Below are 25,006 nucleotides of genomic sequence, written 5' to 3'. Positions count from 1 at the left end.
CCGGAAGGCCAGCGCGAAATCGGAATTCTATTCGATCTCGATCAAGTCGATGTGATATTCACGCCGCACGTCCTCTACGAAACGCCTCGCTCCACCCTTTACCATGCCCCGAGCCCACCAGAGTTCTTCTGGGATCCCAGGGAAAACGTCTGGAATCAGAAGTGCGCGAAACCTTGAATCGATCTCCTCTACGCTTGCACGCAGTTGGGACATCTCAGGGAATACCTGCAACTCTACAGAAGCCAGAGCCCGCTCCAAGGAATCCCTTGAGGTGAGATCGTTGAAGTAATCTTCAGCATCGTGCGGGTAACCCTGCTCGCAATCAACAACGAACCTCGACCACCGCCCCAGGAGCGCTTCGGGGGCGGTGTCTCGCCAGCGGCCCGACGCCTTGATGAAGCTGGAGAATACTTCTCCGAAGTCGGCGATGTTTCGAGTCACCTGGCCGCTTCCCTTGCAAAATAGGTAGCTGGGTCATCTGGTCGGAAATAGGTCGTAATAGTGTTCCCGTTCCTCATTCCGACTTTCCCCTGCGAGTCCATTCGGATAATAACTCCGTCACTTCGAATAGCCTCACGGGCACCGGCCGGGCAAGTATCCGAACACATCAGAGATTTCGCGTCGGCCACATAGTTGTCAAAACCCTTATCGATATCCTTGATGTCGTACTCAGGCATGTCCGGCGTACGCGTCGCCTGGCCAGCATCGTCAAGCCCCAGCACATGCTTGTCGAAGTGCTCGTCTGCCTTACCGGGCGCGAAGTTGCAGTTGTGAACGAGGACCGGCGTGGCGCCCGCCAGCACATAGTACGTGTGCAGGTCGTTGACGGTGAGGTTGTAGACCGTCTCCCCCGGAGCCGTCCACCGCTTGACGGCCTCGATCTCTGCCTGTGCACCCGAATTCGTACGGAGCTGCTCTCCCGGCTTCAGGTCGGTGGCATCGACCCAGGCGCCCAGTTCAGGAACCCAGAACGGGTGACCGTCCGTCGCGGTGACCGAGGCGGTCTTGTCGCCCTTGGTTCCGTCAATGTCGATGGTGACCTTGACGAGATGCTTCAGGCCATGGCCCTTGATCTCGGCCGTGACCTTGCGTGGCTTTGTCTCGCCTGTATCGGGGTCGGTGGCGAGGACTTCGTCACCGATCCGGACCTCCTCTATCGGCTTTGTTGTGCCGTCGGCCATCAGGACCCGGGTACCAGGGGTGAAGCTGTTACTAGCAGTCTCACATTTGCTCAGCGCCCGAGCCAGTTTCGAATTGCTGTACCAGTCCCTGATCCCGCTGATCAGCTTTTTGCTCAGCTTCACCAGGCGCGCCGCCAGCGCTGCACCCTTTTTCCACTGCCAGGGCAGCCCATATTTCTTGACTATTTTGCCCAGGATGCCGCCGACCGCACTGGAGATGATATTGACGGCAGTAGCACCGCAGGCACTCAAATTGCCGGTGGTGAAGCAGTCGAAGGCATCGGTGATGCCCAGTTCGTCAGCGGCGATCTTGGTGAGTACCTTCGCCGTATTGATTACGCGACGTTTGCCATCGGAGGCTTTGGACTTTGCTGCTTGAATGTCCAGGTCTCTTTGGTTCGAGCCGCCGCCGGCCCGTGCCTTGTCACGGTTCTTGACGGGTTTGTTGGTGCCTCCGCCGCTGTCGACTCCGCCGGTGTTGTCGCCCTCGAAGAGCATCAGGCCGGTGGCGTCGGAGAAGGTGACCGGGTTGCCGTTGCTGTAGGCGTAGCCGTTGATCTGTTGGGGGTCGGTGAAGTCGATGATCGGGTCAGCAGAGATGAACCGTCCCGTCGTGGCGTCGTACTCGCGTGCACCGAGGGTGGTGAGCCCGGTGGACTTCTGCACGGTGCCGCCGACGAATCCCTTGTCGTCCACCCAGTTCGACGACGCGCCTTCGCGTTCGGCGCCGAACGGGTCCATACGACGGCGTTGAGTGGCACCGGTGGCCGCGTTCACCGCGAACTGTGCTGTGCCGTGGTGGTCGGAAGCCAGGAACGTCACACCGTTGTTGTCCCGGACCGCGATGGTCTCGCCGGCCAGACTGTAGTAGCGGGCCCCCGTCACCGCACCGGTGGACTTCTTGAGGTGCAGTTCCGTGCCCGGCATGTAAAACGTCGTTTCCGATGCGGTCTTGCTCAGCAGACGGTTGCCGGCCGCGTCGTAGACGTACTCCGTGGCGGTGCCGTCGGCGTTGGTGACCTTGCTCAGTTCACCCTGCTTGTCCCATTCAAGAGTCTGGGTTTCGCCGTTGAGGACACGGTGGTCGGTGTTGCCCGTCTCGTCGTAGGTGTAGGTATTGGTCAGTTTGACTGCGGGCGTTGTGGACGTGGCGGTGGTGTCCATTACACCGGTGGTCAGTTGGTGCGGTCCCTCGCCCTTCTCCCCGTACGTGTACGCCGTGGTGGAGGTGGCGGAGCCGTTGACACCGTGGCTGGTCTCCGACTTCCGGTTGCCAAGGGTGTCGAACTCGTAGGAAGACCAGTACGGAGCCGTCCCGCCGACCGTCGTCGCAGACGGATCGGAAGCACAGGCCGCATCGGTCCGACCGGTACCGACCGCCTCGTTCGGAGTGACGTTCGACGTCCAGGCCTCAGTCATCCGCCGCAGACCGTCGTACCGGAAACACTGCACGTCGGTACTGCCGCCGCCCGGAGTGTCCACGATCGACTGGACGTTACCGCCCGCGTCGTAGGTGTAACGGGCGTCGTACAACACCGAAGCGGCGCCCTTCACGGACACCCTGGAGTTGATGAGCCGCGAGGTGCCCTGCTCATAGGCGTAGGTCAGCCAAGCCTTCTTGTCCGCTGCGCCACCCGTGGTCAGCTCCAGCTGTTCCAGCTTGTTCGTCGGCGAGTACGACACGTCGGATACGTAGCTCATCCCACCCAGCGAGGTGTCCAGCGCGACCGGGCGCTGCAGGCTGTCGTACTGGTACGAGACGGCCTCCGCGGTCAGTCCGCCTGCGGCCGGGAGCGTCTGTCCGCTGACGGTGCCGTCCGCGTTGTACGCGGTGTCGATCTGATAGGTACCGCCCAGTTCCGGCTCGGCCGTCTTCGACAGGTAGTACTTGGTCCTGGTCGGTTCGAGGTCGTCGGACAGTGCCGTATAGGTCACCGACGACAGCACGGCGCCGTCCTTGTAGGTGTATGTGCCGTACAGCTCTCCCTTGGCCACCGTGTCGTACTTCGAGACGGAGAGCTTGGTGCCGGAGGTCGCCCCGCCCTGCCAGGTCTCGGTGACGCGGCCGATCTTGTCGTAGACCGATGTGATGGTGTTCGACCGGGAGTCCGTGGTCGACAGCAGGCGGTCCAGGTCGTCGTACTCGTACCTGCTGGTGCCGGTATCGGGATCGGTCGAGACGTGCTTGCGGCCGCGCTGGTCGTACGTGTACGACCAGACGTTGTCCTTGTCGTCGGTGACCTTGGCGAGCTGACCGGCCGGAGTGTAGCCGTACCGGGTGGCGACGTAGTCGGCCCTGGTTCCCGTCGGAAGCGGCTTGTCGCCCTTGTACTGGCGCAGTTCGACCGTGCGGTCCTCGGCATCCGTGATCGTCGTGGTCGGAGTCTGACCGTTCGGCGGGTCCACGTGGACCCGGTCACCACCGTAGGTGTAGGTGGTGCGGTTCTTCTCCACACCCGCGACGTTCAGGATCGTGGCCGAGGTGCGGCCGGCCCCGTCGAATTCGGTCACCGTCTGCGCATCGATGTCCTCATTGCGCGGGACGAACAGTGCGTTCCCCGGGGCACCGGTCGTGTAGTACGTGTCGTTGATCTTCACCACGCGGCCGGAGCCGTCGTAGTACGTGTCCGCGACGAGGCGCCCACCGCCCTGACCGTCGACCTGCATCTGACGTGGCCTCAACAGCCCGTCGTACAGAGTGTATTCGTTGCTGTAGGAGACGCCGTCCTTCCGGATCTTCTGGGTGCGCAGATAGTTCGGTCCCGTTGTCCGGATGCCGTACTCATAGGTGATGGACGGGGTGAAGCTCGCCTTCGAGCGGTTGGGCATCCAGACCGAGACGAGGCGGCCGAGCCCGTCGTATGCCAGGTCCGTGCGCTTGTCGTTCATGTCGGTCAGTGCCGAGACCGCGCCCCACTCAGGGGCGTACTCGGTGGTCGAGGCCCAGCCGAAGACATTCGTCTCGGTCTTGGACACCGCCTGGCCGTAGGCGTTTTCCTTGTAGGCGACCGTCGTGGGCGTCTTCGCCGCGTCGGTCACGACCAGCGGGCGACCGTAGTCGTCGAAGGCGGCGGTGGAGACTTCCTGGTAGGTGGCCGTCTTGCCGTCGTGCGAGGCCAGCCGCTTCACCAGCGTCGGTTCACCCTTGGTCGGGGCGGCACCGAGCGTGGTCGTGCTGTCGTAGAAGGTCAGGTCATCGGAGATGACCTGCTTGGAACGGTCCGGTGTCGTACCGCAGTCCACCGCGACGGTCTCGACCCGCGAGGCGTAGCTGTACAGATGCTTGTCGGGGTTGTCCGCGTACTCGGTGCGGGTGCACTGGTTGTCGGCGACGTCCACCTCCCCGTAGTCCGCGACCTGGACGGCGCGGCCCTTGTCGTCGTACGACGTGGTGGAGGCGGTCTGCCGCCACCCTCCAGCGGCCAGTGCCTCGTAGACATCGGAGCGGCCGGGCCTCACGAAGCGGGCCGTGGAGGTACCCCAGTCCTTGACACGGGTTCCGGTGACCTGGGTCCAGGGAATGTCGACCGACTTGGAGACGATCTTGTCGCCGTTGTAGGTCGTCGTCTCCAGTTCGGTGCCGGACTTCCAGTCGGAGTCGTCGTACACGGCCCCGTTGGAGGCGGTTACCTTGACCGAACGGGTGCCGCCATCGGGGTCGGTGTCCCCGTCCAGGCCGCGGAAGAAAACGTGCTCGGTCTTGGTGTTGGAGGGTTTGACGCTGCCGTCGGAGGTCTCGACCCGGACCTTCCCGTATCCGCGCCAGTCGCTCCACGTCAGGTATTCGGCCTTGGACAGGCCATCGGGCTTGGCCTTGCGCCAGCCCGCGTCCTTCAGATACGTGTACGTGGTGACCTGATCGAGGCCTCCGCCGACAAGATCTTTATCAGCCACCGAAGTGACGACATATTTGTTGAACCAGTCGGTGACGGGGTCCTTGGCACCCGGCGGGTTCCATTTGACCGGGTAGCACCGCACCGTCGCCTTGCCCGGAGTAGGCAGAGTGGCGGAGGTGCACTCGGGCTCGGAGTAGTTGGCGGTCAGGACACTGCCCGACTCGCTCTCCACCCCACTCAGGCGGAAGCGGTGGAACGACTGGATGTTGTCGTTGGGAATATCGATTCGGTTGGCGAGCTGGATACCGTGCAGGCGCACCGAGGGAACGGACTTGTCGGTGCCGACCAGACCCGTGTGATCAATGGTCTCGAGCCAGAGCGACTTGGACCCGTCACCGTTGTCGGTGAACTTCTGCCCCAGCTTCCACCTCTCGACGTCCTCGTAAGTGGTGTCACCGTTGCGGATCTGCGTGGTGATCTGGGTGAGCTTCTTACGTGTCCAGAAGGTGGGCGAGTTCTGGCCCGGACATTTGGTGTCGACCTTGCAGTTGCGGTCCCACGGCACGTCCGGCCAGTCAGCGGCTGTGGTGTCCTTGAGTGCCGCGGCCGAGCAGTCGGTGAGATCGCCCACGCAGCGCTCCGCAGTGGTGAACACCACGCGCGCAGCAGCCTTGGTGGAGTACGTCTTGTTCTCTCGCTGGCCGTAGTCGATGCGCTTCAGGTAGCCGCCGCGGATGTACGGCTTGCCGTTCTCCCCGGTCTTCAGCCCCTGCGTGTAGTAGTTCGTCTCCGTGCCGTAGAAGTACGACATGGTGTTGCCGTGCGGGTCCACGACGTAGTCGAGGTTCCAGCGCCATGCCTGGTTGCAGTAGGCGTCCGCGAAGGTGGACTTGTAGCAGGGTTCGCCACTGTCGTCGCCGTAGACGGGGACTGTCCAGGCGGATTGGGTGGTCTCGTTGCCGGACGCGAAGCCAGGCAGTTGATTGAGGCCGAAGAAGTACTGGGTCCCATCCGTCGATGTGACCTTCCAGTGCTCGCCGTTGTCGTCACCGTTGGTGGTGCCGGTGAGCTTCTCGACCTTGGAGAAGTCGTCGGATCTGACGTGCCACTCACCCGTGGTGTCGTCCTTGATCAGCTCGCCGGAGGTACCGCCGGCCAGTGAGATCGTGGCGTTGTCGTAGCCCCAGCACTGGTCGCCGTTGGTGTTGTCGTGGCCGTCATTGGCGCACGGCTTGTAACGGCGTTCGATGAAGCCGGGTTCATAGCTGAATCCCTCGCCGACCCAGGATCCCTGGTTGTTCGTGGCAGCGGTCTGTCCGTCCACCGACTGGGAGCTGTAGGTGAGCGAGACTCCCGGAGCCAGACCGCCGGGCACCGGTGGGGCGCTGATCGGATAGGACCAGTTGAAGGCACCGGAGGAGTTGGAGACGCTCCACTGCGACGACGGATTGAGCGAGGTGGCGCCGAAGTCGCCCTGGTCGCCTCCGGATTCGGCAGTGGCAGCCAATACCGTGACCGGGGAGGATGTGACGGCCCCGGCCTTCGAATCTGCCGCGGCCGTCGTCGCGGCGGGAGCGGCCTGGACCTTTGCGGTCAGCGTGGCGCGGTTGGTGTCATTGGTGGTGGGCAACGGGGTTGCCACAGTGCACTGCGGGTGTTCCGGTGTGGTGAGCACACACTCCGGATAGGTCACCAGACGCAGTCGCGAGCCGTAGCTGCCGCCGTACGCCTCGGCGAAGTCCCCGTAGTCGACGGAGACCTGGACCGGCCCGCTCTTGGTCGCGTCATCGGCACGCGACACTGTCATCAGCGGACCGTCGACACCGGCCGCCGCCGCCTTCTTCCGGTCCAGGACCGCGAGCCGGACGGCTTCCGGGCTGGTGGTTCCGGTCGCCGCGACCTTCAGGGGGAGGCCGTCGGCCTGCACACCCTTGGATCCCTTGGCGCCGACCGTGACTTCGTCGGAGGCTGCCTCGGGCCAGTGCACAACAGCGGTCTTGGTGACCTCGGCGCGGGCGGCCTGGTCGGTCCCGGTGTACTTCCGGACAGTGCCGTTCTTGCCGGAGACGGGATCGTCGAGGTTGGTCTGGGTGCCGGGCCGGGTCACTCCGTCACGTGCGGCGGCCTGCGGAGCGTACTGGGGCAGCATGCCCACAGAGAGGGCGACAGCCACGGTGAGTACGCATCTTCGCACTGTGCGTATGGGGATGCGGAAGTGCGATCTCCCAAAAGGTGATGAGCGCATAAAAGCTCCTCAAGAGATGTCAAGCAGAGTTGTGGGGCAGGAAACGTGGCCGGGGGCGGGGCACCGATGCCTCGCCCCCGGCCACGTTGCTCAGGTCAGGACACGGTCGCCTCGACACTCGTGTCGTCCGCGAGAATTCTGACGATGTTCACGAGGCTTGCGTCCAGTGCCCCCTGGAACATCCGCAGTTCATCGACGGCACCGGAGAGGAAGGCACCGGAGGTGGCGCCAGTGACCTTGCGGCCCGCCTGGAACGCGGTGGTGGTGAAATCCCAGGTGTTGTCCCAGGGCACCCGAGCACTCTCGACGCCGTTGATGTAAAGCACCACGTCGCCGAAGACCGCCGAGTAGACGAGGGCCAGGTGATCGCCCTGGCTCTCGGTGCTGGGCAGGAAGCCCGTTGCCTTCGCAGTCGCGGTCACCGCAGTGGCCGAATCCGTGACCGTGAGGGCCCAACGGCTGTCGGCGGCGGAGTAGCCCACGGTGACCGCACTGCCCTGGACACCGGACAATCCCATGACCGTCTGGTCCTTGGTGGGAGACACCGAAGAGAGCCGGGCCCGCGCGGTCAGGGCGAAGCTGTCCTGCTTCGAGAGCAGCCCGGCCGCCCGGGTGGCATAGGCGTCGGTGCCGTTCAGCAACAGATGACCGTCACCCCACATGGGCTCCTCGGGCGCGGTTTCGACGCATTCCGGATCGGCCTCGGGGTCGCAGCCCGGTGCCGGCACGTAGATGGACGCACCGCCACCGAGCAAGAGCCCGGTTCCGCCACCCGCCTCCGGAGCCAGCCCGTCGGGGGCGCTGTCGACATCCCAGTAGGCAAGCTGTTGGGCGACGATGCCGCCAAGGTCGGCGCTCTCGGGGCCGGTCACCACCCGGTCGTAGACCGTAACATCGGCGATACCGCCCCTGAGGTGGGCGGTGTACCCCTCCAGAGTCAGCCTGCGGCCGATCTGCAGGGTTCCGGCGGCGTTCCACGGGGCCGTCCGCTTCGTGGTGGCGGTGACTGCCGCGCCGTCCACGTACAGCCTCATCACGCCGGTGACGCCGTCGTAGGAACCGATGAGGTGCGTCCAGACACCAGGTACCGCCTTGCCGCCGGTGACCTGCCAGTCCCCCATGGACTCAAGGTCGTTGAACGGGGCACGGAATACCCAGCTGCGACTGTCGGCGTCGTATCCCAGTTCGAAGCCGGGCAGGCCTGTGCCGTCCTGGCTGACCACGGTCTGATCCTGCTTCGGCACCTCAGTAAGATTGACCCAGGCGCTGACCGAGAACCCGGTGTCGGTGTCCACGATGTGCCGTCCGGCGTCCAGGTAGGCCTTCTCGGTGCCGTCCAGGGCCGCGTACGTGTCGGCCGCTCCGAGCGGGCCGGGCTTGGCGCCGAAGCTGACTCCCGCGCCGGCCGCGGCGCTGGGCGAGGTCCCCGTGCCGGCCGCGGAACCGGAACCCTCGATGTCGCCGAGGGTCCAGCCCCCGACGGGAGCCCGCCCGTCGGCGACGAGGAATACGTATCCCATGGGTGTTTTCTGGGCGTTTCCGGCCGCGTCGACGGCCTTGGCCTCCACGGACCAGTCGCCTTCGGAGGTCGGCATGAACTTCACCGTCGCGGGTCCGCCCGGCGTTGCCGTGGCAACCGTGGACCAGGCGCTACTGCCCTTGAACCGGTACTGGTAGTGGGCCACGTCCGTGGACGGCGAATCGAAGGTGAAGCTTCCGTAATCACCGACGCCCGCGTGCCAAGCGTCATCATTGGGGTATTGAAGAGAACTGATCACGGGCGCGGCGGGCGCAGAAGCGTCGTAGATGAATTCGCAGCGGGTGGCAGCACCCACGCTGCTCCACGGCCCCCAGGCGGTCCCGTCGGAGCCCTGTACCTCCCAGCCGATCGTGACGTTGGAAGGGATGGTGAACCCAGCATCCGAATCCGTGCTGAGGTCCGAGCCGACCTGGTACTTGAATGAGGCCGAGCCTGTCTGGCCCGTACCCGTCGTCGTGCGGGCTCCGGTGGTGGCATAGTGATCGACCTGCGCACTGCCCTTGGTCCAGAAGACATGGAACCGGGCCTTCAGGCTTTCGGACTTGCCAGCGGTGTCGTTGTGGTCATAGTCCTTGATGACGGCACTGAGGACCGGAGCTTCGGAGACGTAGTGCTCATCGGCGTGCCCGTACTGACACGAGCCACCGGGGGCCATGCCGAGATCGCTCATGGCAGGGGCCAACGGCGGTCGGTTGTACGTCACTTCGAGATGAGCGTTTCCACAGAACCGTTTCCAGTACGCGTAGTCGTCCTCGTTGTCCGCACCCAGCCGGAAGGTAGTGACGTCCCAGCCGCTGTCGGCAGCCTTCTGGACAGTGCCCTTTACGTCGAACCGCACATTCTGATTGGTCGACGTGCACGACCCGGCCGGGTTCGTGGGGGACTTGCTGGTGATGGTCTCCTTCAGCGAGGGCTGGTTGCCCCAGTTGGTGGAGGAACTGATCGCGCTCGCACCGGTGGAATTGACCCGTCCCAGCTGCACAGCCTTGGCGGAACTGCTGTACGTGTGGACCATCGTCACGGCGAACTCGGCCTTGATGATGTCCTTGCCCTCGAAGGACGCGGTCGGGATGGCGAAGAACTGGCGCTTCTTGTCGTTGGAACTGGCGCACTGGTACGACACGTCGGCAGGGCACCTTCCGACGCCCTCGTGATTGCCGAACTTCCAGAACTCGGCCGACGAGTAGTACGAGGAGACCATCGTCCAGCCAGTGCGGCTGGCGGTCTTGACCACCGGGTCGATGTAGACCGGATAGACCGTGTCATCGCCTGTGAGCAACGAGCTGTCCGGGGTCAGTGTCATCGTGTCGGGGCCGAGGCGCACGTCGACATCGGCGACGCGGGCCCCGTCCGGGGGTGTCACGGCGGCATCCTCACGGGCCGTCTCCGACAGCGCGGACTCCGGACGCTCCTCGGTACCAGTCCCCTGGCTGCTGTCCCACATCAGCGGTGCGGGTGCTTCGAAGACGATGCCGCCGGCCGCGTCAATGGCGGTGAGAGCACCGTCATCGGACTTGTTGAGTTCCACCGCTGTCGTGTCCACCAGCAGTTGAAGCTCGGCCAGCTCCGGATTATCGGCTGCCTCCGCATCCTTGACCACGATCAGGTGCGAGAAACCCTCCGCGTTCGCGGTCCCCTTCAGGTCGACCCCGGGCAACACATCCCGGTAGGTAGCAGTCGGTCCGTCGACCGTGGGTGGGGGCAGTTTGCCGGGCCAGTCCAGAGAGAGTGCCCGCCCGTCCTTCTCGATCGTGGCGAACGTCGTGGCACCGCCCCCGGAGAAGGACATCGCCGATACTGCCGCCTTCGGCGCATACGATCCGTCCGCCTGCCGGACGAGAGTGGTATCGATGTCCACCCACCGTCCGTCTTTACTGGTGCGTACGGGCTGGACAGCCGTGGTGGTGGTGAAGGTGCCATCGGGATTGGCAACCGTGGTGCTGCGCTCGTCACGCAGGCTCAGTACCTCGACCGGGGAATCGGTTTCCGCGGCAACCTGCTGAGCCGCCTCGGTTCCGGCGGCGGCACGGCCCTCGGCGGGTGCCGCGGCAGCCTCCGAAAGCTCGCCAGACAGGGCCGGGAATCCCATCCCCGTGGCCAGCAGGGCCGTCAGGGTCACCGCCAGTACGGGTCTGCGGCTGCGCCGACGCCTCTGGATGCAACGTCTGTCCACGATCGTGTTCTGCTCTCTGTTGCTCACATCGTTGTTCAGCTCATGGCGCCCCATGCCGGTCATCCGACCGTGGCGAAGGAAGTACCGATGTCCGAGATCCCGCCACTACCTGGCTGGAACGTCTTGGTCCCACCGGTTGTGGTGCCGTCGATGTCGGTCCAAGGCATTGTGTAGAGGACGCCCTTGGATGTGGCGGCGTCCTTGCTGTACGGAACACCGATGTAGAGGGTCACAGTGCCGGAGCGCACTGAGATGCCGGTGAAGTCACGGGCTGTCGGATTGCCCGGCAGGACGGACGAGCCACGCTTGATGATCTTGTCAGCTGTTCCTATGGCACTGTCGAGCGGATTGAACACCTGGATCACCCCGGCGTCCTTCACTCCGTCGACGTCCCTGCCGGGAATGCCCACGACCAGCCGGACCGTGGCGGTGCTGGTGACGACATTGGTGTTCGTGTTCGTGATGGCCACACGCTGCCCGAAGAAGTCGCCGGCTTTGGCATCTCCTTCGACGTTCGCGGTCTCGGCATCGAGTGCCTTGAGTTCGGTGACACGGCCGGAGGGTTCGACTCGCACCACCGCAACGCCGCCCGCGTCGGGCACACTGCCTACGCCCTCGCCCGGTGTTCCGATGGCGAGAAGGACATCGGAGTTGTACGTCTGGTCAGCCGGGCGATATCCGGTCATCGATATCGCAGCACCGAACCGGTCACCAGTTTCGGCAATTCCCGTCAGAGCCTCACCTTCGCCCGCTTGGTCCATGCCGGCGATCGCGGTCGGTACTCCGTCGGTGAGTGTGTGGTTGAAGACGGCCACGGTTCCCGCGGCAACCGCGTCGGTACCAATGGTCTCCCCCGGCACCCCGACGGCGAAATAGCGATTGGTGCCGGCGAGCGAGGCACCGAACTGGTCGCCTGCTTCGACCACGCCAGGCACACCCGGGCTGTCCTGAGTGACCGTGCTTCGCTTGCTGCCCTGCTGGTAGGCGATGGCACCGGCATTGACGTGATCCACACCATTCACGATCACCCCCTCGCCCGGAACGCCGACGACGAGGTACGGCAGGCCCTTGTCGGTCGTACCTGCCTGGAGTGCGTAACCGAAGCGGTCACCTGCCTCGTTGCTCGTCCCCGGGGTGAACGCCGCCTGGGCGTAGGCCTCAATGACCGAACCCTCGCCGATACCGGAGGGCGAGCCGTAGATGATGTGCAGGAAGCCGGCGTCCTTGACATCCGACCCGGTGCCGCCGGTGTCCTCGTACGGGGTCCCGATCACAAGGTCGGTACAGCCGTCGCCGTTGAAGTCCGTCCAGGCGACCGCCGTCCCGAACTGGTCCCCTCGCTCCGGAGTGACCCCCATCCCGGGGGTCGCCTGCGAAATCTCGCTGACACCCTTGCCTCCGGCGTAGAGCACTCGGACCAGACCGGCCTGCGGCACTCCGTTCACGGTGGCCTGCGGGTCCGTGACCACGATGTCGACAAGACCATCACCGTTGAAGTCCGGACTCACTCCGGCACAGGTGCCCGCCGCGGCGGCGGGGACGGCCCCCATGGCCGTCGCACCCACGGTCGCGACCAGCAATCCGATCGCGGCAATGATTCCGGACATGCCAGATTTTGCACTCACATCACACCCCTTGAGAGAACTGCACCCCCGATTCAGGGCATTTGGCAGCACACAGCAAAGCAAATGCAATAACGGCCCCTGGAACCTGTCAAGAGCATGTCCGATACATGTTGTTAAGCGAATGCCGAACAGTGACAAGTTTCGAAAATGACGACATCGCAGCCTTATGAGAGATAGACCGGACATGCATAACCAACCCCTTGAAGCGTCACTAAATCTGCACAAGAAGCGAGGGCAAACCTCAACGCGCCCGCATGTCGAATACGGAGGATCTGAACACCCCGATACGGCGCAACGGATATTGACATTACTCCGAAGTTGCTGTGCACCAGGTCGAGTTGAACTACTCGCACGCGAGGGTGGCGAGTCGGTCCGCGGCCCGCGGCGCCGACCAGTACCTCTCGCGGCGACCGGGCCCCAGTGGCCTCGTCTTCAGCACGCCGACAGGCGGCCCGGAAGAGTGGTGATGACCGTTCACACCCTCATGGTCACGCCGGTCGACCCACGCTCGGCAGAGGCACACGGATGCCTGCGAATGGGACGAAAGAGAGGCGCTCGCGCACGGAGCGGCCGGCGGCCGTCAACCCCGGCTCGCCTCCAGCCAGCCGATCAGGTCGTCCGTCAGCAGCTCGCAGTCCGCTTCGACGTCCTCGCCGATCGCGCCCAGATCGAAGCGGTGCACGCGGGTTCGGTCGCGGCCGTGGCGGCGCATGAACAGTCCCCCGCCCCCGCTGTCGTCCCCGATCAGCACCCACTCGGGCGCGTACACATCGTCGTCGGCAAGCTCGGCCGGTGTGATCGTCGCGATGTCCGCGCGCCCGACGCGGTCGCGCCCGAACTCGGCCAGCCACCACCGGTACGACGGCGGCAGCGCGCCGACGCGTGCTTCGGTGGCGCGGATCACCGCCTCCGACACAGCTTAGGCCGGCCTGCGGCCGTACTCCGGTGATTCTGCGACCAGCTCGCGCAGTTGCGTCAGGTCGGGTATCACAGCGCAGAGTCTGCCAGGGCGCCCCGCCGGACCGACGTGCGGCATACGGCTCAAGGTGGCGATGATCCGTCTGATGCTCGTCCGGCTCGCCGGGCACCATCGCGGTGGAGCCATGAATCCCACCGCAAGTCCGCCCGAGCCAAGACCGTCGAGGACCTCATCGCGGTGTAATCAACCGGCCACCCGCCAGGCTCTCAGGGCGTGCCGCTGCCCTGCCGACGACCACGCGTGCGCCGGCTCACCGCCATCATGATGAAGCCGGTCAGCAGAAGCGCGCTGCCGGCCACGGTTCCCCACTGGCGGATGTCGGGGTCGCTGAGCACCCAGAAGACGGCCTGTTGCCAGCACAGGGCGATGGCAGCCATCAACTGGCCCCAGCCGTAGAGGCGCGGTCGGTGGACCGGCCGTCGGTTCGTGGGGAGCACCCAGCCACGGGTGATCCCCGCTATGCCGGAGGCGGCGATGAGCAACGCCAGCAGAACAGCAGGTATGGCGACGTAGAGCTTCACGGTCCCTCCCTGCGCACCGGACCCGCGCCGGACGCCCGCGTGATCATGACACCCACCGCGCTACGCGTCCACACGCTCCCCCGCGACCCTCATGATCAGCCGGACAGGTCCCGTTCGATCCGATGGCCGCCACGCCGGGCGACGGCGAGAATGGCCATGTCGTCCTGATGGCCGTCGGAGGTCCAGCGTGCGACGTCCGCGGTCACCGCCCGGACCAGGTCGCCGGGTTCCAGGTAGTGGGCACCGATGAGCGCGGTGGACGCGCAGGGGTCGTAGAAGGCGCCCGTCCGGTTGCGCGCCTCGGTGACACCGTCGGTGATCATGAGCAGCAGTGCGCCGGACGGCAGCCGGACGACATCGGTGAGCTCGTCGTGGTCCAGTGCCGCGAGCGCTCCCAGCCCCATGCCCAGGGGCACCTGCGGGCGGGTGGCGTCGAGCCGTTCGATCACGCCGTCGTGGATCAGATACGGGCCCGGGTGACCGCGGTTGACCAGGCGCAGCAGTTCACCGTCGCCGGGCACTTCGGCCAGCACGGCTGTGGTGAAGTCCTCGCTGTACGTCGCGTTCCCGCATCGGCTCGACTCCCTGCTCAGCGCGTCGTCCAGGCGCTGGGCCAGCTCGGCCAGGGTGGGGGCGTTCTCGGCCTCCTGCCGGAACGCACCGATCGCGACCGAGACCGACGCGACCGCCTGGAGCCCCTTGCCCTTCACGTCCCCGATGATCATGCGCACACCGTAGGGCGTCTCCTGCACGGCGAAGAGGTCGCCGCCGATTCTCGCCTCGACCTGCGCGGCGGTGTATCCGGCGGCGACGGCCAGTGGCCCGGCCCGGGACGGTGGGTCCGGGAGAACCGCCAGTTGCACCGCCTCCGCGATGACCCGCGCCCGGGCCAGGTCCCTGCCCTGACGCCGCAACAGAAGATTAACTCCCAGGGCCAGAATCCCGATCACGGCGATCACGGCGATGTCGACGAGGCTCGCCGACGTGGAACGCCCCTGGAAGACATCCAGCGACAACGAAACCCCGCAGGCGAAGCTCGCGACGAGGACGCAGGCCCGGAACGACAGCATCGCCCCGGCGACCAGCGGCGCCGCGGCCAGCAGGGGCAGCCCCGTGTACGGCTGCGGTGCGAGCAGGTTCAGCAGTACGCCCGCCACCAGGGTCGGCACAACGAGCAGCCAGCCCGCCCGTGCCGCTCCGCGCCGGCTCTCCTTCACCTGTGCTCCCTGTCGCTCCCTCGTCGGGCTCTCAGACTTGAACGTATCACCCTAAATATCCCTATATGCCCGGGTCAGGGTGCTGTGAGGCCGGTGCGATCGCCGCGGATCCTGCCGTTGGTGAGCACGGCAGGCGCTCGTACGTCCCATGGGCATAATCGTCACCTGTCCGAAAGTCCGGCGACACGGACCGACCGACCTCCCGCGCCACTGACGGTCAGCCCTCCGGTGCCACTGGGGTCAGCAGCGTCGGTCCGATGCGCCGGAGTACATGAGGAGCTGCGATGAGCCCTGATTCCTTATTCCGGGACCCGAGTACCGAGGGCATGAGGGACATCTGTGCCGGGGAGATCGTCCTGCGGGACGAAGGCACGAGGACGAACTGGAAAGTCGAGGTCGGGGCCTTCCGGCTGGCGCCGTATCCCGTGACCCGTGAGCTGTATCGCGCCGTACGGGGCGAGCTGCCCGTGGGCTCGGCGGGGCCGCGGACGCCGGTGACGGAGGTCTCCTGGAAGGACGCCGTTCAATTCTGCAATCTGCTCTCGCAGGCGACAGGGCTCGAACCCTGCTACTCGGTCGGTCACGACGCCGACGGGCAGGACGTGGTCTGCGACTGGGCGGCCGACGGCTACCGCCTCCCGTCCGAGGCGGAGTGGGAGTACGCGTGCCGGGCCGGGACCTCCGGCGACCGCTACGGAGAGCTGGACGAGATCGCCTGGCACCGCGGGAACTCCGGCGGCGCGGTGCACGACGTCGCGACCAGGGCGCCGAACGCGTGGGGTCTCCACGACATGATCGGCAACGTGTGGGAGTGGTGCTGGGACGTCTACGATCCCGCGGTCTACGGCCCGTACCGGGTGTTCCGTGGTGGAGGCGGCTATGACCACCCGCGCGGATGCCGGGCCTCCTGCCGCCGCAAGAGTCACCCGACCTTCCGCATCGACGACCTCGGATTCCGGCTCGCCCGATCGCGGTGAGCCGGGGGCGCCGGCGCACGACGCCGTCGGCGCCGGCGGTGTGCGCTAACGGTCCCGGGCACCGGCGGCGAAGGTGACGGGCAGGTGTTCGGGGCCGCGCAGCCCGCCCGGCCGCCACCGCAGCTCCCCGGGCGGCACGGCCAGGGTGAGACGGGGCAGTCGGCGCAGGGCGGTGCCGATGGCGATCTGACCCTCCAGCCGGGCCAGCGGCGCGCCCAGGCAGTAGTGGATGCCGTGCCCGAAGGCGAGGTGGGCGTTGTCCTGCCGGGTGATGTCGAGGCGGTCGGGTTCGGGGAAGTGTGCCGGGTCGCGGTCGGCGATGGCCGAGGCCACCAACACGGTCGCGCCGCGGGGGATGTCCACCCCGGCAATGGTGACGTCCTCGCGCGCGAACCGGGCGATGCCGGGGTTGACCGGTCCGTCGTACCGCAGGAACTCCTCGATCGCGCCCGGCAGCAGCGTCGGATCGGTGCGCAGCATCCGCAGCTGGTCGGGGTGGGCGAGCAGCGCGGCGATGCCGCTGCCGATCAGGTTGACCGTGGTGATGTATCCGGCGACGAGCAGCAGGAAGGCCATGGCGATCAGCTCCTCCTCATCCAGCCGCTGCTCCTCGTCCCGGGCGACGATCAGCGCGCCGAGCAGGTCGTCACCGGGGCGGGCCCGCTTGGTCTCCAGGAGTCCGGTCAGGTAGGCGCGCATGTGCCGCCACGCTTCGTCCACCCGGGCCCGGTCCGGTGGCTCGGCCCCCTGCAGGATCATGTCGTCGGTCCACCGCTGGAAGTCGTGCCGGTCGGCCACGGGCACCCCGAGCAGTTCGCTGATCACGGTGACCGGGAGCGGCAGCGCGAAGCTCTCGACGAGATCGGCACGGCCGGCCGGCACGATCTCGTCGAGCAGCCGGTCGGCGATCTCCTGGACCCGGGGCCGCAGCTCCGCCACCCTGCGCGCGGTGAACGCCTTGGAGACCAGGCGACGCAGGCGGGTGTGGTCGGGTGGGTCGGTGCGCAGCATATTGCGCAGCACGGACTCCTGGTCGGCGGCGGGCAGCCGCTCGATGAGCCGGGGATCCGACGCATCACGGACATCGCTGCTCAGCTGCGGGTGGGACAGCGCCATGAGACCGTCTTCGTACCGCGTGACCACCCAGGCTTCCAGCCCTCCCGCGATGACGGCGCGCCGTACCGGGCCGTCCTCGCGCAGTTGCCGGTAGAGCGGAAAGGGATCCGCCACGAAGGCCGGGTCGGTATAGGGCAGGAGGACCGGTTGCCGGCTCATCACGCCTCCCATGGGGCATCACACCTCTTCGTACTCGTTTGAGATATTAACGGTGATATGTCCCAGCGTAGAGGGATGGGGGCGCCATCGGAGGGACGACGGCCCGAGCCCCACTCGGCGGGTCGTGAACAGCGGTCCGTCGATCACCTTCCTGGCTGCCGCGAGCACCGTCGGCGGCGGTGTCGCCTTCGGCCCGCACGACCCGCATGAGCCCGGAAGCCACCCGAACGCCCGAACACCCTCTCGCCACAGGGGAGTTCTCTGGTTTCTGAACGAACCGGTCTTCACCTCCGCGACACAACTCCGTTGTCGCGCCGGACACCGAGGATCCACCTGTATCCGTGCCGCGTCGTGCGAAGTTGTCCGCCTCAAGCCGAGTCAGGGACCACAGCAGGCCACGAAACAGCCGAGATGCCGTCCCGGATGTCCCCGATACGGCCTCTGACCTGCGACTCGTATGAGTCGGAACGGCAGAATCCGAACCTGCGACAGCTCGCGCCTGATCCCGACGCCATTCCCCCGGTTTCCGACACCCCCGGCTGTCACCTGGCATTAACCTTCCAGCCCCCCAAGACTTGGAAGCACCTCACGCTGCTGCCCCCATCCCGACGTGGCGGGACATCACCTTCGTGTGAGGGCAGTGCCGGCGTTGATGGCCCAGTGGTTGGCTTGTAGAACTCGGTCCGCGAATGTCACATTGCGTTCGGCGATGAACTGGAAGCCGAGAGATCGGCAGATGCCGTTCGAAGGGCCGTTGCTCGTTGCCGGAAATGCGTGCACGAGCCCCCAGCGGTCCTCGTCCCGTGCCTGTTCGAGCAAGGTGCGGACTGCGAGTTTGGCCAGTCCGCGTCCCTGGAATTCCGGCAGGACCATCCATCCGATCTCCGACATGGGTCCGTCCTCGGCGTCGTGGGACCATAGGGTCACCGTTCCTGCCACGAGTTCAGGGGAGGCGGGGTCAGGGATGATCATCTTGGTCCAGTCATGATCTGCCGCTGCCTTGTGGACGTCGCGTCGGACTTTGTCCTCCATACCTTCGCGTGGCAGTGGTCCGCCGAGGTCGGCCATCATGGCGGGATCGCACCGCATTCTGACGTATGCATCGACGTCATCAAGCTGGACGTTGCGCAACTGCATGGGCTTCTCCTTGCTCCCTGGACTGCTCAAATGATCCGACATGACGACCATCGGCGGTCTCGTGTCTCCTTTGCGCGACCTGAAGCGACCTGAAGCGACCTGAAGCGGCCTTCGGCGACCCGGCAGCCAATCCGCCTGGTGAACCCGCATCCTTGGCTCAGTCGAGGATTTCGGTGACGGCGGACTGGTCGGCTTTGTCGTCGACGATGGACGTGCCGGTGGCGAATGTGGCGACCAGGGCTTGCAGGCACAGGTCGTTGACCGCGCTCTGTTCACCGACCGCGCGGTGGCCACCGGGTGACGGAAGGCGGGGGCCAGGCCCGTTGCATCCGTCTTGCCCCTGAAGCGGCTTTCGCGCGTCCAGCGAGACTTGTTGCGACTTGCCGGAAAACACGGAACGGACCGTCAAGTCGCCGCTACACGCCGTGTGATGCGAGTCAGGAAGTACCTCGTGGGACGAGATTCTTCCTGTGAGGATTTGAATTGATCACAAGATGGTCACTAAGGTCGAGCCTCGAACCTTCGCGCGATTGATCACCCAATCGGGGTGACAGCGAAGACACCGCCGAGTCCGTGACGTGCACGGAGCCGGGGATTCGCTTCCCCCCATAGCCCGGTAGGCGGCTCGAGGAAGAAGGAGCTCGCCTTCATGGCGTCCCACCGTCGTCCCAAGCAGCCGAGCCGCACCCGCGTAACCGTGCTCACCGCGACCGCCGCTGCGGCCGTGGCCCTGACCTCCCAGACCGCCCAGGCCGACCCCAAGCCGACCAAGAGCGAGGTCAAGGCGAAGGTCGACAAGCTCTACCACGAGGCGGAGGCGGCCACCGAGCAGTACAACGGGGCCAAGGAGAAGCAGGAGAAGCTGGAGAAGGAGGTCAGCGCCCTGCAGGACAAGGTGGCCCGCGGTCAGCAGGAGATCAACACGCTCCGCTCCGGCCTCGGTTCGCTCGCCGCCGCGCAGTACCGCTCCGGAGGCATCGACCCCTCCGTGCAGCTCTTTCTCGCCTCGGACCCGGACAGTTTCCTCGACCAGGCCTCGGCCCTCGACCAGCTGACGGCCAAGCAGACCGAGTCCCTGGCGAAGATCCAGGAGAAGCAGCGGGTCCTCGCGCAGGAGCGCAAGGAGGCCCAGGACAAGCTCGGCAACCTCGCGGACGTCCGCAAGACGCTCGGCGAGAAGAAGAAGCAGCAGCAGGTCAAGCTCGCCGAGGCGCGCGAGGTGCTCAACACCCTCACCCAGGCCGAGCGCGACAAGATGCGCGCGGACGACCTCCGCGCCAGCCGCGCCGCCGGTAACCGGGTCGGCCTCGGCAACGGGGCGCCCGCCTCCGGCCTCGGCAACGGGGCCCCCGCCTCCGGCCTCGGCAACGGGGCCCCCGCCTCCGGCCTCGGTAAAGAAGCCCCCGCCTCCGGCCTCGGCGCCGCCGCCCTCCAGGCCGCGCACACCCGGTTGGGCATGCCGTACTCCCCCTCCGCCACCGGCCCCGGCTCTTTCGACTGCTCGGGCCTGACCCAGTGGGCCTACGCCCAGGCCGGTGCCCAGATCACACGTACCACGTACACCCAGATCAACCAGGGCACCCGCATCGCGCGCAGCCAGTTGAAGCCGGGCGACCTGGTCTTCTTCAACAACACGACGCACGTGGGCCTCTACGCGGGCAACAACACCGTGCTGCACGCCCCGTACTCGGGCACCTACGTCCGCTACGAGTCGATGAACACCATCGGTGGCTTCCAGGCCGCGGTGCGCATCTGACCACGCCCGGACGGGCGCATTCCCGCGCCCCCGTACCTGCTGTCCTGCCCGCCGGAGACCACAGGTCACCGGCGGGCAGGACGTCTGATCGAACAATCGAGTCCGCGGGTCAGGGAATCGGCCAAGGGCGTGGCGTGACGGTCGACGATCACATCGTGCCGGGAGCCGGCCCGAACCGTTGCGCGCTTCGGGCCGGCATCATTTTTCCTTCCGGCCGACGGGCATGTCACAAAGGCACGTCACAGGGGAGGGAGAAGCCCGAACTGGCCGAGCATGCGGGCCAGATCCCAGTAGAGGGACTCGCGGCTGATGCGGCCGTCGGCGGAGAACTCGTAGACGGTCACCCCCTGGATGGTGAAGCTCTTGCCGCGCGCCGCCTCGACGATCGGCGCGGGGAGTCCGTCCATGGCTCCTTTCAGGGTGCCCGCCATGGTCCACTCGCAGGTGCCGTGCCGGTCGTCGGCGAACAGGGAACGTATCTCCATGCGAGTGTCGGGGATCGCCGTGACCCAGCCGCGGACTCCCACGGCGAGCTCCGCGTGCCCCTTCCAGACCGAACCGAGGGGTACGTCCCGCGAGACGGCGTCGGGCGTGTAGCACGCCAGCCAACCGTCCGCGTCGGCGGTGCTGATCGCCGACAGGCAACGGCGGACGAGCGTTTCGTGAGCATGCATGTCTGGCTGCTTTCTCGTGGTGTGCGGCCCCGGGGGGAGAGCTGAGCCGCACACCACCGTCAGGCAGTGTCCGCTCTGAGGATCGAGGCGAGTGTGCTGTCGAGGATCCCGGGGATGTCCTTCTTCTTCAGGTGCCGTTGCTGGCCTTCGAGCGCCGCCGCGTGCAGAAGGCTGTAGAACGTGGTGACCAGCCAGCTGGTGGGGAGGTCGGTACGGAAGGCGCCCTCCTCCTGGCCGCGCCTGAGGACGGCTTCGACGCGGCCGAGAACCTTGGCGTGGTGCTTGCGCAACTGGGCCGCCGGAACGATGCCCTCGGAGATGCCGAGCAGAAACGCATGCTGTTCCAAAATGCCCCAACTGGACTGCACCAGCCGCGAGAACGCCTCGCTCGCGTGCCCCTCCTCGAGCCGCTGTGAGGCCAGGGCCGCGTCGGCGCGTTCGACGGAATGCGCCAGCACGGCCTCGAGGAGGGTCTCCCGGGACGGAAAGTGCGCGTACAGCGTCACGCGGCTGACCCCGGCGGCGCTCGCCACCGCGGTCAGGCTCACTCCTGGATCCTTGCGAAAGCATTCGAGCGCGGCGGTGACGATGGCGGCGATGCTCCGCTCCGCGTCGGCGCGACGCCTGGTGCCGGCGGTCTTCGCCGGGGCCTTGGTCGCTGACGTTGCGGTCGGAGACTTGCGGGCTCGTTGTGGCGACGTGGGCATGGAGCGGAGCGTATGTCACCTCCTACCCGTGGTGCCAGACGCCGAGGCGACGTCGCCGACGTGGCGCGGCTGTCCGGGGAACGTGATCACCGGCCGACGGCCGTGGAATCGGGGCGCTCGGCCACGGGGCGCGCGGCGTCGTCCCCCGCCGGTGCCGCGGTGTCGCCGGCCCTCCCCTTGGGGAACAGCAGGATGGCCACGAGGATGCCCGCCGCGGCGACCGCGGCCCCGGTGAACATGGCAGGCGCCATCCCCGAGACGTACGCGGAGCGCGCCGCTTCGGCGAACGCCTGCCCGGCCTGCCCCGGCACCTCCCCCGCGACGGCGAGGGCCGCGCCGACGGAGTCGCCCGCGGCGTCGAGGGCCCCCTCGGGAAGGTGCGCGGCGGACGCGCTGTCCGCGAGGTCGTCGCGGTAGGCGCCGGAGAGCAGGCTGCCGAGGACGGCCACGCCGAGCGCCGAGCCGAGCTGCACGGAGGCACTGTTGGTGGCCGAGCCGACGCCGAGGTCGTCGTCGGAGAGCGAGCCGACGATCGCGTCGCTCGTGGGGCCGATGATGAATCCGGCGCCGACGCCGAGGCAGAGCATCGCGGCGAGCACCTGCCCGTACCCGTCCTGGTCCTGGGTAGTGGCCAGGATGAGCAGGGACGCCGTGGCGAACGCGAGGCCGGTCGCGGCGAGCCAGCGCGTGTCGAGGTGCTGCCCGAGGAAGGAGGCGAGCGGTGCCGCGACCAGGATGATGAGCGCGGTCGGCGCGATCCGCAGACCCGTCTCCCCGGCGTCGTACCCCAGGACGAACTGAAGGTACTGCACCATGACGAACAGGGCGCCGAGCAGCGAGAGCAGACCGAGGAAGACCAGGATGTTGCCGACGGCGAGCCGGCGGTGGGCGAAGATGCCGAGCGGCAGCATGGGATCGCGGGCCGTCCGCTCCCGGACCAGGAAGGCGGCAAGGAGAACGACGGCCGCGCCGAACGCGATCAGTACCGGGTCGCTCGTCCAGCCCTTGACCGGTCCTTCGATGATGGCCCAGAGCAGCGCGCCGACACCGAGGACGGACAGCACCGCTCCGACGAGGTCCAGACTGCGGGCAGCCGCTCGGGAGTTGGGCACGATCTTCAGGGCGACGATCAGGGCGATGACACCGATGGGCACGTTGATCAGGAAGACCGATCCCCACCAGAAGTTGCCGAGGAGCCAGCCGCCGATGAGCGGGCCGAGCGCGAGCCCGACGCCGATCATCGCGGACCACAGGCCGATCGCCTTCATCCGCTCGGCCGGCTCCGTGAACACCACGCCGATGATGGAGAGGGTCGCGGGCATGATCAGCGCCTCGCCGACACCCATGACCCCGCGGGCCACCATGAGCTGCGTGGCGGAGCCGGAGTACGCGGCGGCCGCCGACGCGCCCGTGAACAGCAGCAGTCCGCAGAGGAAGAGGGGTTTGCGGCCGAACCGGTCGGCCACGCTGCCCGCGAAGAGCATCAGGCCGGCCGCCATCAGGCTGTAGATGTCGACCAACCACTGCAACTGGCTGGTGGAGGCGCCGAGTTCGTCGACGAGCGTCGGCAGGGCGACGTTCAGCACGGTGACGTCGAGGCCGACGATGAGCAGGCTCAGGCAGAGCACGGCCAGGATCGGCCAACGCATGGGGTGCCCGCCTGGAGTGCGGGGAGCGGCGGTGCGAGGCGGGGGCGGCACGGAGCACTCCTAAAATTGAACAACACTGTCAAGGGCGAGCGTATCCCGGGCCACCCCCATAGGTCGAACACGTCTGTAAAGATTTACTCGCTCTGTCCGGCCGTGCGCGCCTGCACGAGGGTGCGCGAAACGCTGCGCATCTTCTCGCAGGTCTCCTCGAACTCCCGCTCCGGCGTGGACTGTCCGACGATGCCCGCGCCGGCTCGCAGCCAGGTGCGGCCCTGCGCGCGGAACACCGTGCGCAGCGTGAGCGCCGCGTCCAGCGAGCCGTCGCTGCCCACCGCGAGGACCGCGCCGCTGTACAGGCCGCGCGGCCCGTCCTCCAGCTCCCGGATGGTGCGGTAGGCGGCGGCCTTGGGCACGCCGGACGCGGTGACGGCGGGGAAGACGGCCGCGAGCGCCGGCCACGGCCCGTGCTCGCCCTGCGGCAGCCGCCCCGCGACCCGGGACGCCAGGTGCTGCACGCTGCCGCGCGCCTTGACGGTCATGAACTCATCGACCCGTACCGAGCCCTCGGCACACACGGCGGTCATCTCGTCCCAGGCCACCTGGACGGAGATGGCATGCTCGTAGATTTCTTTGGGGTCCACGAGCAGTTCGGCCCGGCGTGCCGCGTCCGCGGCGTCGTCCCCGGTCAGCGCCCGGGTCCCGGCCAGCGGCTGCGTGGAGACGTTGCCGTCCGCGGCGACCTCGACGACGGTCTCGGGGCTGAAGCCCGCGGCCTCGACTCCGGCGATCCGCAACAGGAAGGAGCGGGCCGGGGAGTTGGCCGCACGCCCCGCCAGGTAGGTTGCGGGCAGGTCGAGTTCGGCGGCGACGGGTACGGCGCGCGAAAGGATCACCTTCTGCAGGTCGCCGTCCCGGATGGCGGCCACGGCCCGCTTGACCCCCTCTTGGTACGACTCGCCGACCGGCTCGGCGAGATCGACGCCGAGCGGGACGTGTTCGGCGGTGGGCGCGGCGGGCTCGGCCGCGAGGAGCGCGCCGATCGCGGCCGCGTCCGCCTCGTCCGTACATCGCAACCGGGCGCCGTCCGCCCCGATCCGCACCTCGCTGCACGGCAGGACCAGGTGCATCAGCGGGGCCTCGCCCAGCCCCTCCGTCTCACCGGCCAGGGCGTACGACAGCTCGAAGGCCGCCCAGCCGTAGACCCGCCACTCCTGCTGCGGCAGCTGGGCGAGCAGCTCTCTCACCACCGCCAGCGGATCGCCCTGCCACGGAACGCGTATCCGCTCGTCGCCGCGGTCGAGCGTGACGTGGTCCCGGTCGACCACGAGCGAGGCGCGTACCCCACCCGCGTACCACCAGGCGCCTTCCTGCTCGTAGACCACGTACTGGTCGTGCGGTCCGTGCTCGGCGAGCCGGACAGCGGCCTGGACGGGGGTTCCGGTGAACGGGGCGCGGGTGTGCGACGGCAGAGCCGTGGGCATGGCTGTCTCCTCGGTGCGGCGCGCGCGTGGTGT

16 protein-coding genes are annotated in these 25,006 nt (G+C 67.0%); 2 read left to right on the top strand and 14 right to left on the bottom strand.

Annotation, left to right across the window (positions count from 1 at the left end; genetic code table 11):
* Positions 1-27: 27 nt before the first annotated feature.
* From OG936_RS32405 to OG936_RS32375, 7 genes are all read right to left on the bottom strand, one after another.
* Complete coding sequence (locus OG936_RS32405) at positions 28-441, bottom strand: hypothetical protein (RefSeq protein WP_406499495.1); 414 nt, start codon at positions 439-441, stop codon at positions 28-30.
* On the bottom strand, positions 438-7,190 hold the full coding sequence (locus tag OG936_RS32400; protein ID WP_406499494.1) for a polymorphic toxin-type HINT domain-containing protein: 6,753 nt from the start codon (positions 7,188-7,190) through the stop codon (positions 438-440). Before OG936_RS32400 ends, OG936_RS32405 begins: the two co-directional genes overlap by 4 nt.
* A gap of 167 nt (positions 7,191-7,357) precedes the next feature.
* On the bottom strand, positions 7,358-11,029 hold the full coding sequence (locus OG936_RS32395) for a LamG-like jellyroll fold domain-containing protein (protein WP_406499493.1): 3,672 nt from the start codon (positions 11,027-11,029) through the stop codon (positions 7,358-7,360).
* A 5-nt stretch (positions 11,030-11,034) separates the two neighbouring features.
* The gene (locus tag OG936_RS32390; RefSeq protein ID WP_406499492.1) at positions 11,035-12,738 is read right to left on the bottom strand and encodes an FG-GAP repeat protein; all 1,704 of its coding nucleotides are present in this window, start codon (positions 12,736-12,738) and stop codon (positions 11,035-11,037) included.
* Positions 12,739-13,180: 442 nt separating this feature from the next.
* A complete protein-coding gene (locus tag OG936_RS32385) occupies positions 13,181-13,504 on the bottom strand; it encodes a hypothetical protein (protein WP_406499491.1) in 324 nt (107 codons plus the stop codon).
* A 281-nt stretch (positions 13,505-13,785) separates the two neighbouring features.
* Positions 13,786-14,100 carry a hypothetical protein gene (locus OG936_RS32380; protein ID WP_406499490.1) on the bottom strand — a complete coding sequence of 105 codons (315 nt, stop codon included), beginning with the start codon at positions 14,098-14,100 and terminating at the stop codon, positions 13,786-13,788.
* A gap of 95 nt (positions 14,101-14,195) precedes the next feature.
* Positions 14,196-15,317: a PP2C family protein-serine/threonine phosphatase gene (locus OG936_RS32375; RefSeq protein ID WP_406499489.1), complete on the bottom strand. Its 1,122-nt coding sequence runs from the start codon at positions 15,315-15,317 to the stop codon at positions 14,196-14,198.
* A gap of 326 nt (positions 15,318-15,643) precedes the next feature.
* Here OG936_RS32375 and OG936_RS32370 point away from each other — a divergent pair, with 326 nt between their 5' ends.
* Positions 15,644-16,294, top strand: coding sequence for a formylglycine-generating enzyme family protein (locus tag OG936_RS32370; protein WP_406499488.1), 651 nt, complete (start codon positions 15,644-15,646; stop codon positions 16,292-16,294).
* Between the two features lie 45 nt (positions 16,295-16,339).
* Here the strand turns inward: OG936_RS32370 and OG936_RS32365 are convergent, their stop codons facing one another.
* The 3 genes from OG936_RS32365 to OG936_RS32355 all read right to left on the bottom strand — a co-directional run bounded on the left by OG936_RS32365 (position 16,340) and on the right by OG936_RS32355 (position 19,100).
* Positions 16,340-17,569, bottom strand: coding sequence for a cytochrome P450 (locus OG936_RS32365; protein ID WP_406499487.1), 1,230 nt, complete (start codon positions 17,567-17,569; stop codon positions 16,340-16,342).
* Positions 17,570-18,190: 621 nt separating this feature from the next.
* Positions 18,191-18,706, bottom strand: coding sequence for a GNAT family N-acetyltransferase; N-acetyltransferase (locus OG936_RS32360; RefSeq protein WP_406499486.1), 516 nt, complete (start codon positions 18,704-18,706; stop codon positions 18,191-18,193).
* Between the two features lie 157 nt (positions 18,707-18,863).
* Positions 18,864-19,100: a hypothetical protein gene (locus tag OG936_RS32355; protein WP_406499485.1), complete on the bottom strand. Its 237-nt coding sequence runs from the start codon at positions 19,098-19,100 to the stop codon at positions 18,864-18,866.
* A 255-nt stretch (positions 19,101-19,355) separates the two neighbouring features.
* Between OG936_RS32355 and OG936_RS32350 the strand changes: the two genes are divergently transcribed.
* The gene (locus OG936_RS32350; protein WP_406499484.1) at positions 19,356-20,462 is read left to right on the top strand and encodes an NlpC/P60 family protein; all 1,107 of its coding nucleotides are present in this window, start codon (positions 19,356-19,358) and stop codon (positions 20,460-20,462) included.
* Positions 20,463-20,701: 239 nt separating this feature from the next.
* Here OG936_RS32350 and OG936_RS32345 read toward each other — a convergent pair whose 3' ends face one another.
* From OG936_RS32345 to OG936_RS32330, 4 genes are all read right to left on the bottom strand, one after another.
* Positions 20,702-21,136, bottom strand: a complete 435-nt coding sequence (locus OG936_RS32345) for an ester cyclase (RefSeq protein ID WP_406499483.1) — start codon at positions 21,134-21,136, stop codon at positions 20,702-20,704.
* Positions 21,137-21,195: 59 nt separating this feature from the next.
* Positions 21,196-21,843 (bottom strand): TetR/AcrR family transcriptional regulator, encoded by a 648-nt coding sequence (locus OG936_RS32340; RefSeq protein WP_406499482.1) that lies wholly within the window; start codon positions 21,841-21,843, stop codon positions 21,196-21,198.
* 86 nt (positions 21,844-21,929) lie between these two features.
* Positions 21,930-23,492: a DHA2 family efflux MFS transporter permease subunit gene (locus OG936_RS32335; protein ID WP_406499481.1), complete on the bottom strand. Its 1,563-nt coding sequence runs from the start codon at positions 23,490-23,492 to the stop codon at positions 21,930-21,932.
* A 134-nt stretch (positions 23,493-23,626) separates the two neighbouring features.
* Positions 23,627-24,973: a salicylate synthase gene (locus OG936_RS32330; RefSeq protein WP_406499480.1), complete on the bottom strand. Its 1,347-nt coding sequence runs from the start codon at positions 24,971-24,973 to the stop codon at positions 23,627-23,629.
* Between the last annotated feature and the right edge of the window lie 33 nt (positions 24,974-25,006).

Origin of the sequence: Streptomyces sp. NBC_00846, from assembly GCF_045207325.1 — a bacterium.
In the GTDB taxonomy this organism is placed as follows: domain Bacteria; phylum Actinomycetota; class Actinomycetes; order Streptomycetales; family Streptomycetaceae; genus Streptomyces.
Note: the sequence above shows the minus strand (reverse complement) of the source record. Positions and strands in the feature narration are given on the sequence as shown.

Bases quoted from the DNA above. Each gene is read 5' to 3' on its own strand.
- OG936_RS32395 (WP_406499493.1), bottom strand. From the start codon at position 11,029: ATGGGGCGCCATGAGCTGAACAACGATGTGAGCAACAGAGAGCAGAAC.
- OG936_RS32370 (WP_406499488.1), top strand. From the start codon at position 15,644: ATGAGGGACATCTGTGCCGGGGAGATCGTCCTGCGGGACGAAGGCACG.
- OG936_RS32365 (WP_406499487.1), bottom strand. From the start codon at position 17,569: ATGAGCCGGCAACCGGTCCTCCTGCCCTATACCGACCCGGCCTTCGTG.
- OG936_RS32360 (WP_406499486.1), bottom strand. From the start codon at position 18,706: ATGCAGTTGCGCAACGTCCAGCTTGATGACGTCGATGCATACGTCAGA.
- OG936_RS32350 (WP_406499484.1), top strand. From the start codon at position 19,356: ATGGCGTCCCACCGTCGTCCCAAGCAGCCGAGCCGCACCCGCGTAACC.
- OG936_RS32345 (WP_406499483.1), bottom strand. From the start codon at position 21,136: ATGCATGCTCACGAAACGCTCGTCCGCCGTTGCCTGTCGGCGATCAGC.
- OG936_RS32340 (WP_406499482.1), bottom strand. From the start codon at position 21,843: ATGCCCACGTCGCCACAACGAGCCCGCAAGTCTCCGACCGCAACGTCA.
- OG936_RS32335 (WP_406499481.1), bottom strand. From the start codon at position 23,492: ATGCGTTGGCCGATCCTGGCCGTGCTCTGCCTGAGCCTGCTCATCGTC.
- OG936_RS32330 (WP_406499480.1), bottom strand. From the start codon at position 24,973: ATGCCCACGGCTCTGCCGTCGCACACCCGCGCCCCGTTCACCGGAACC.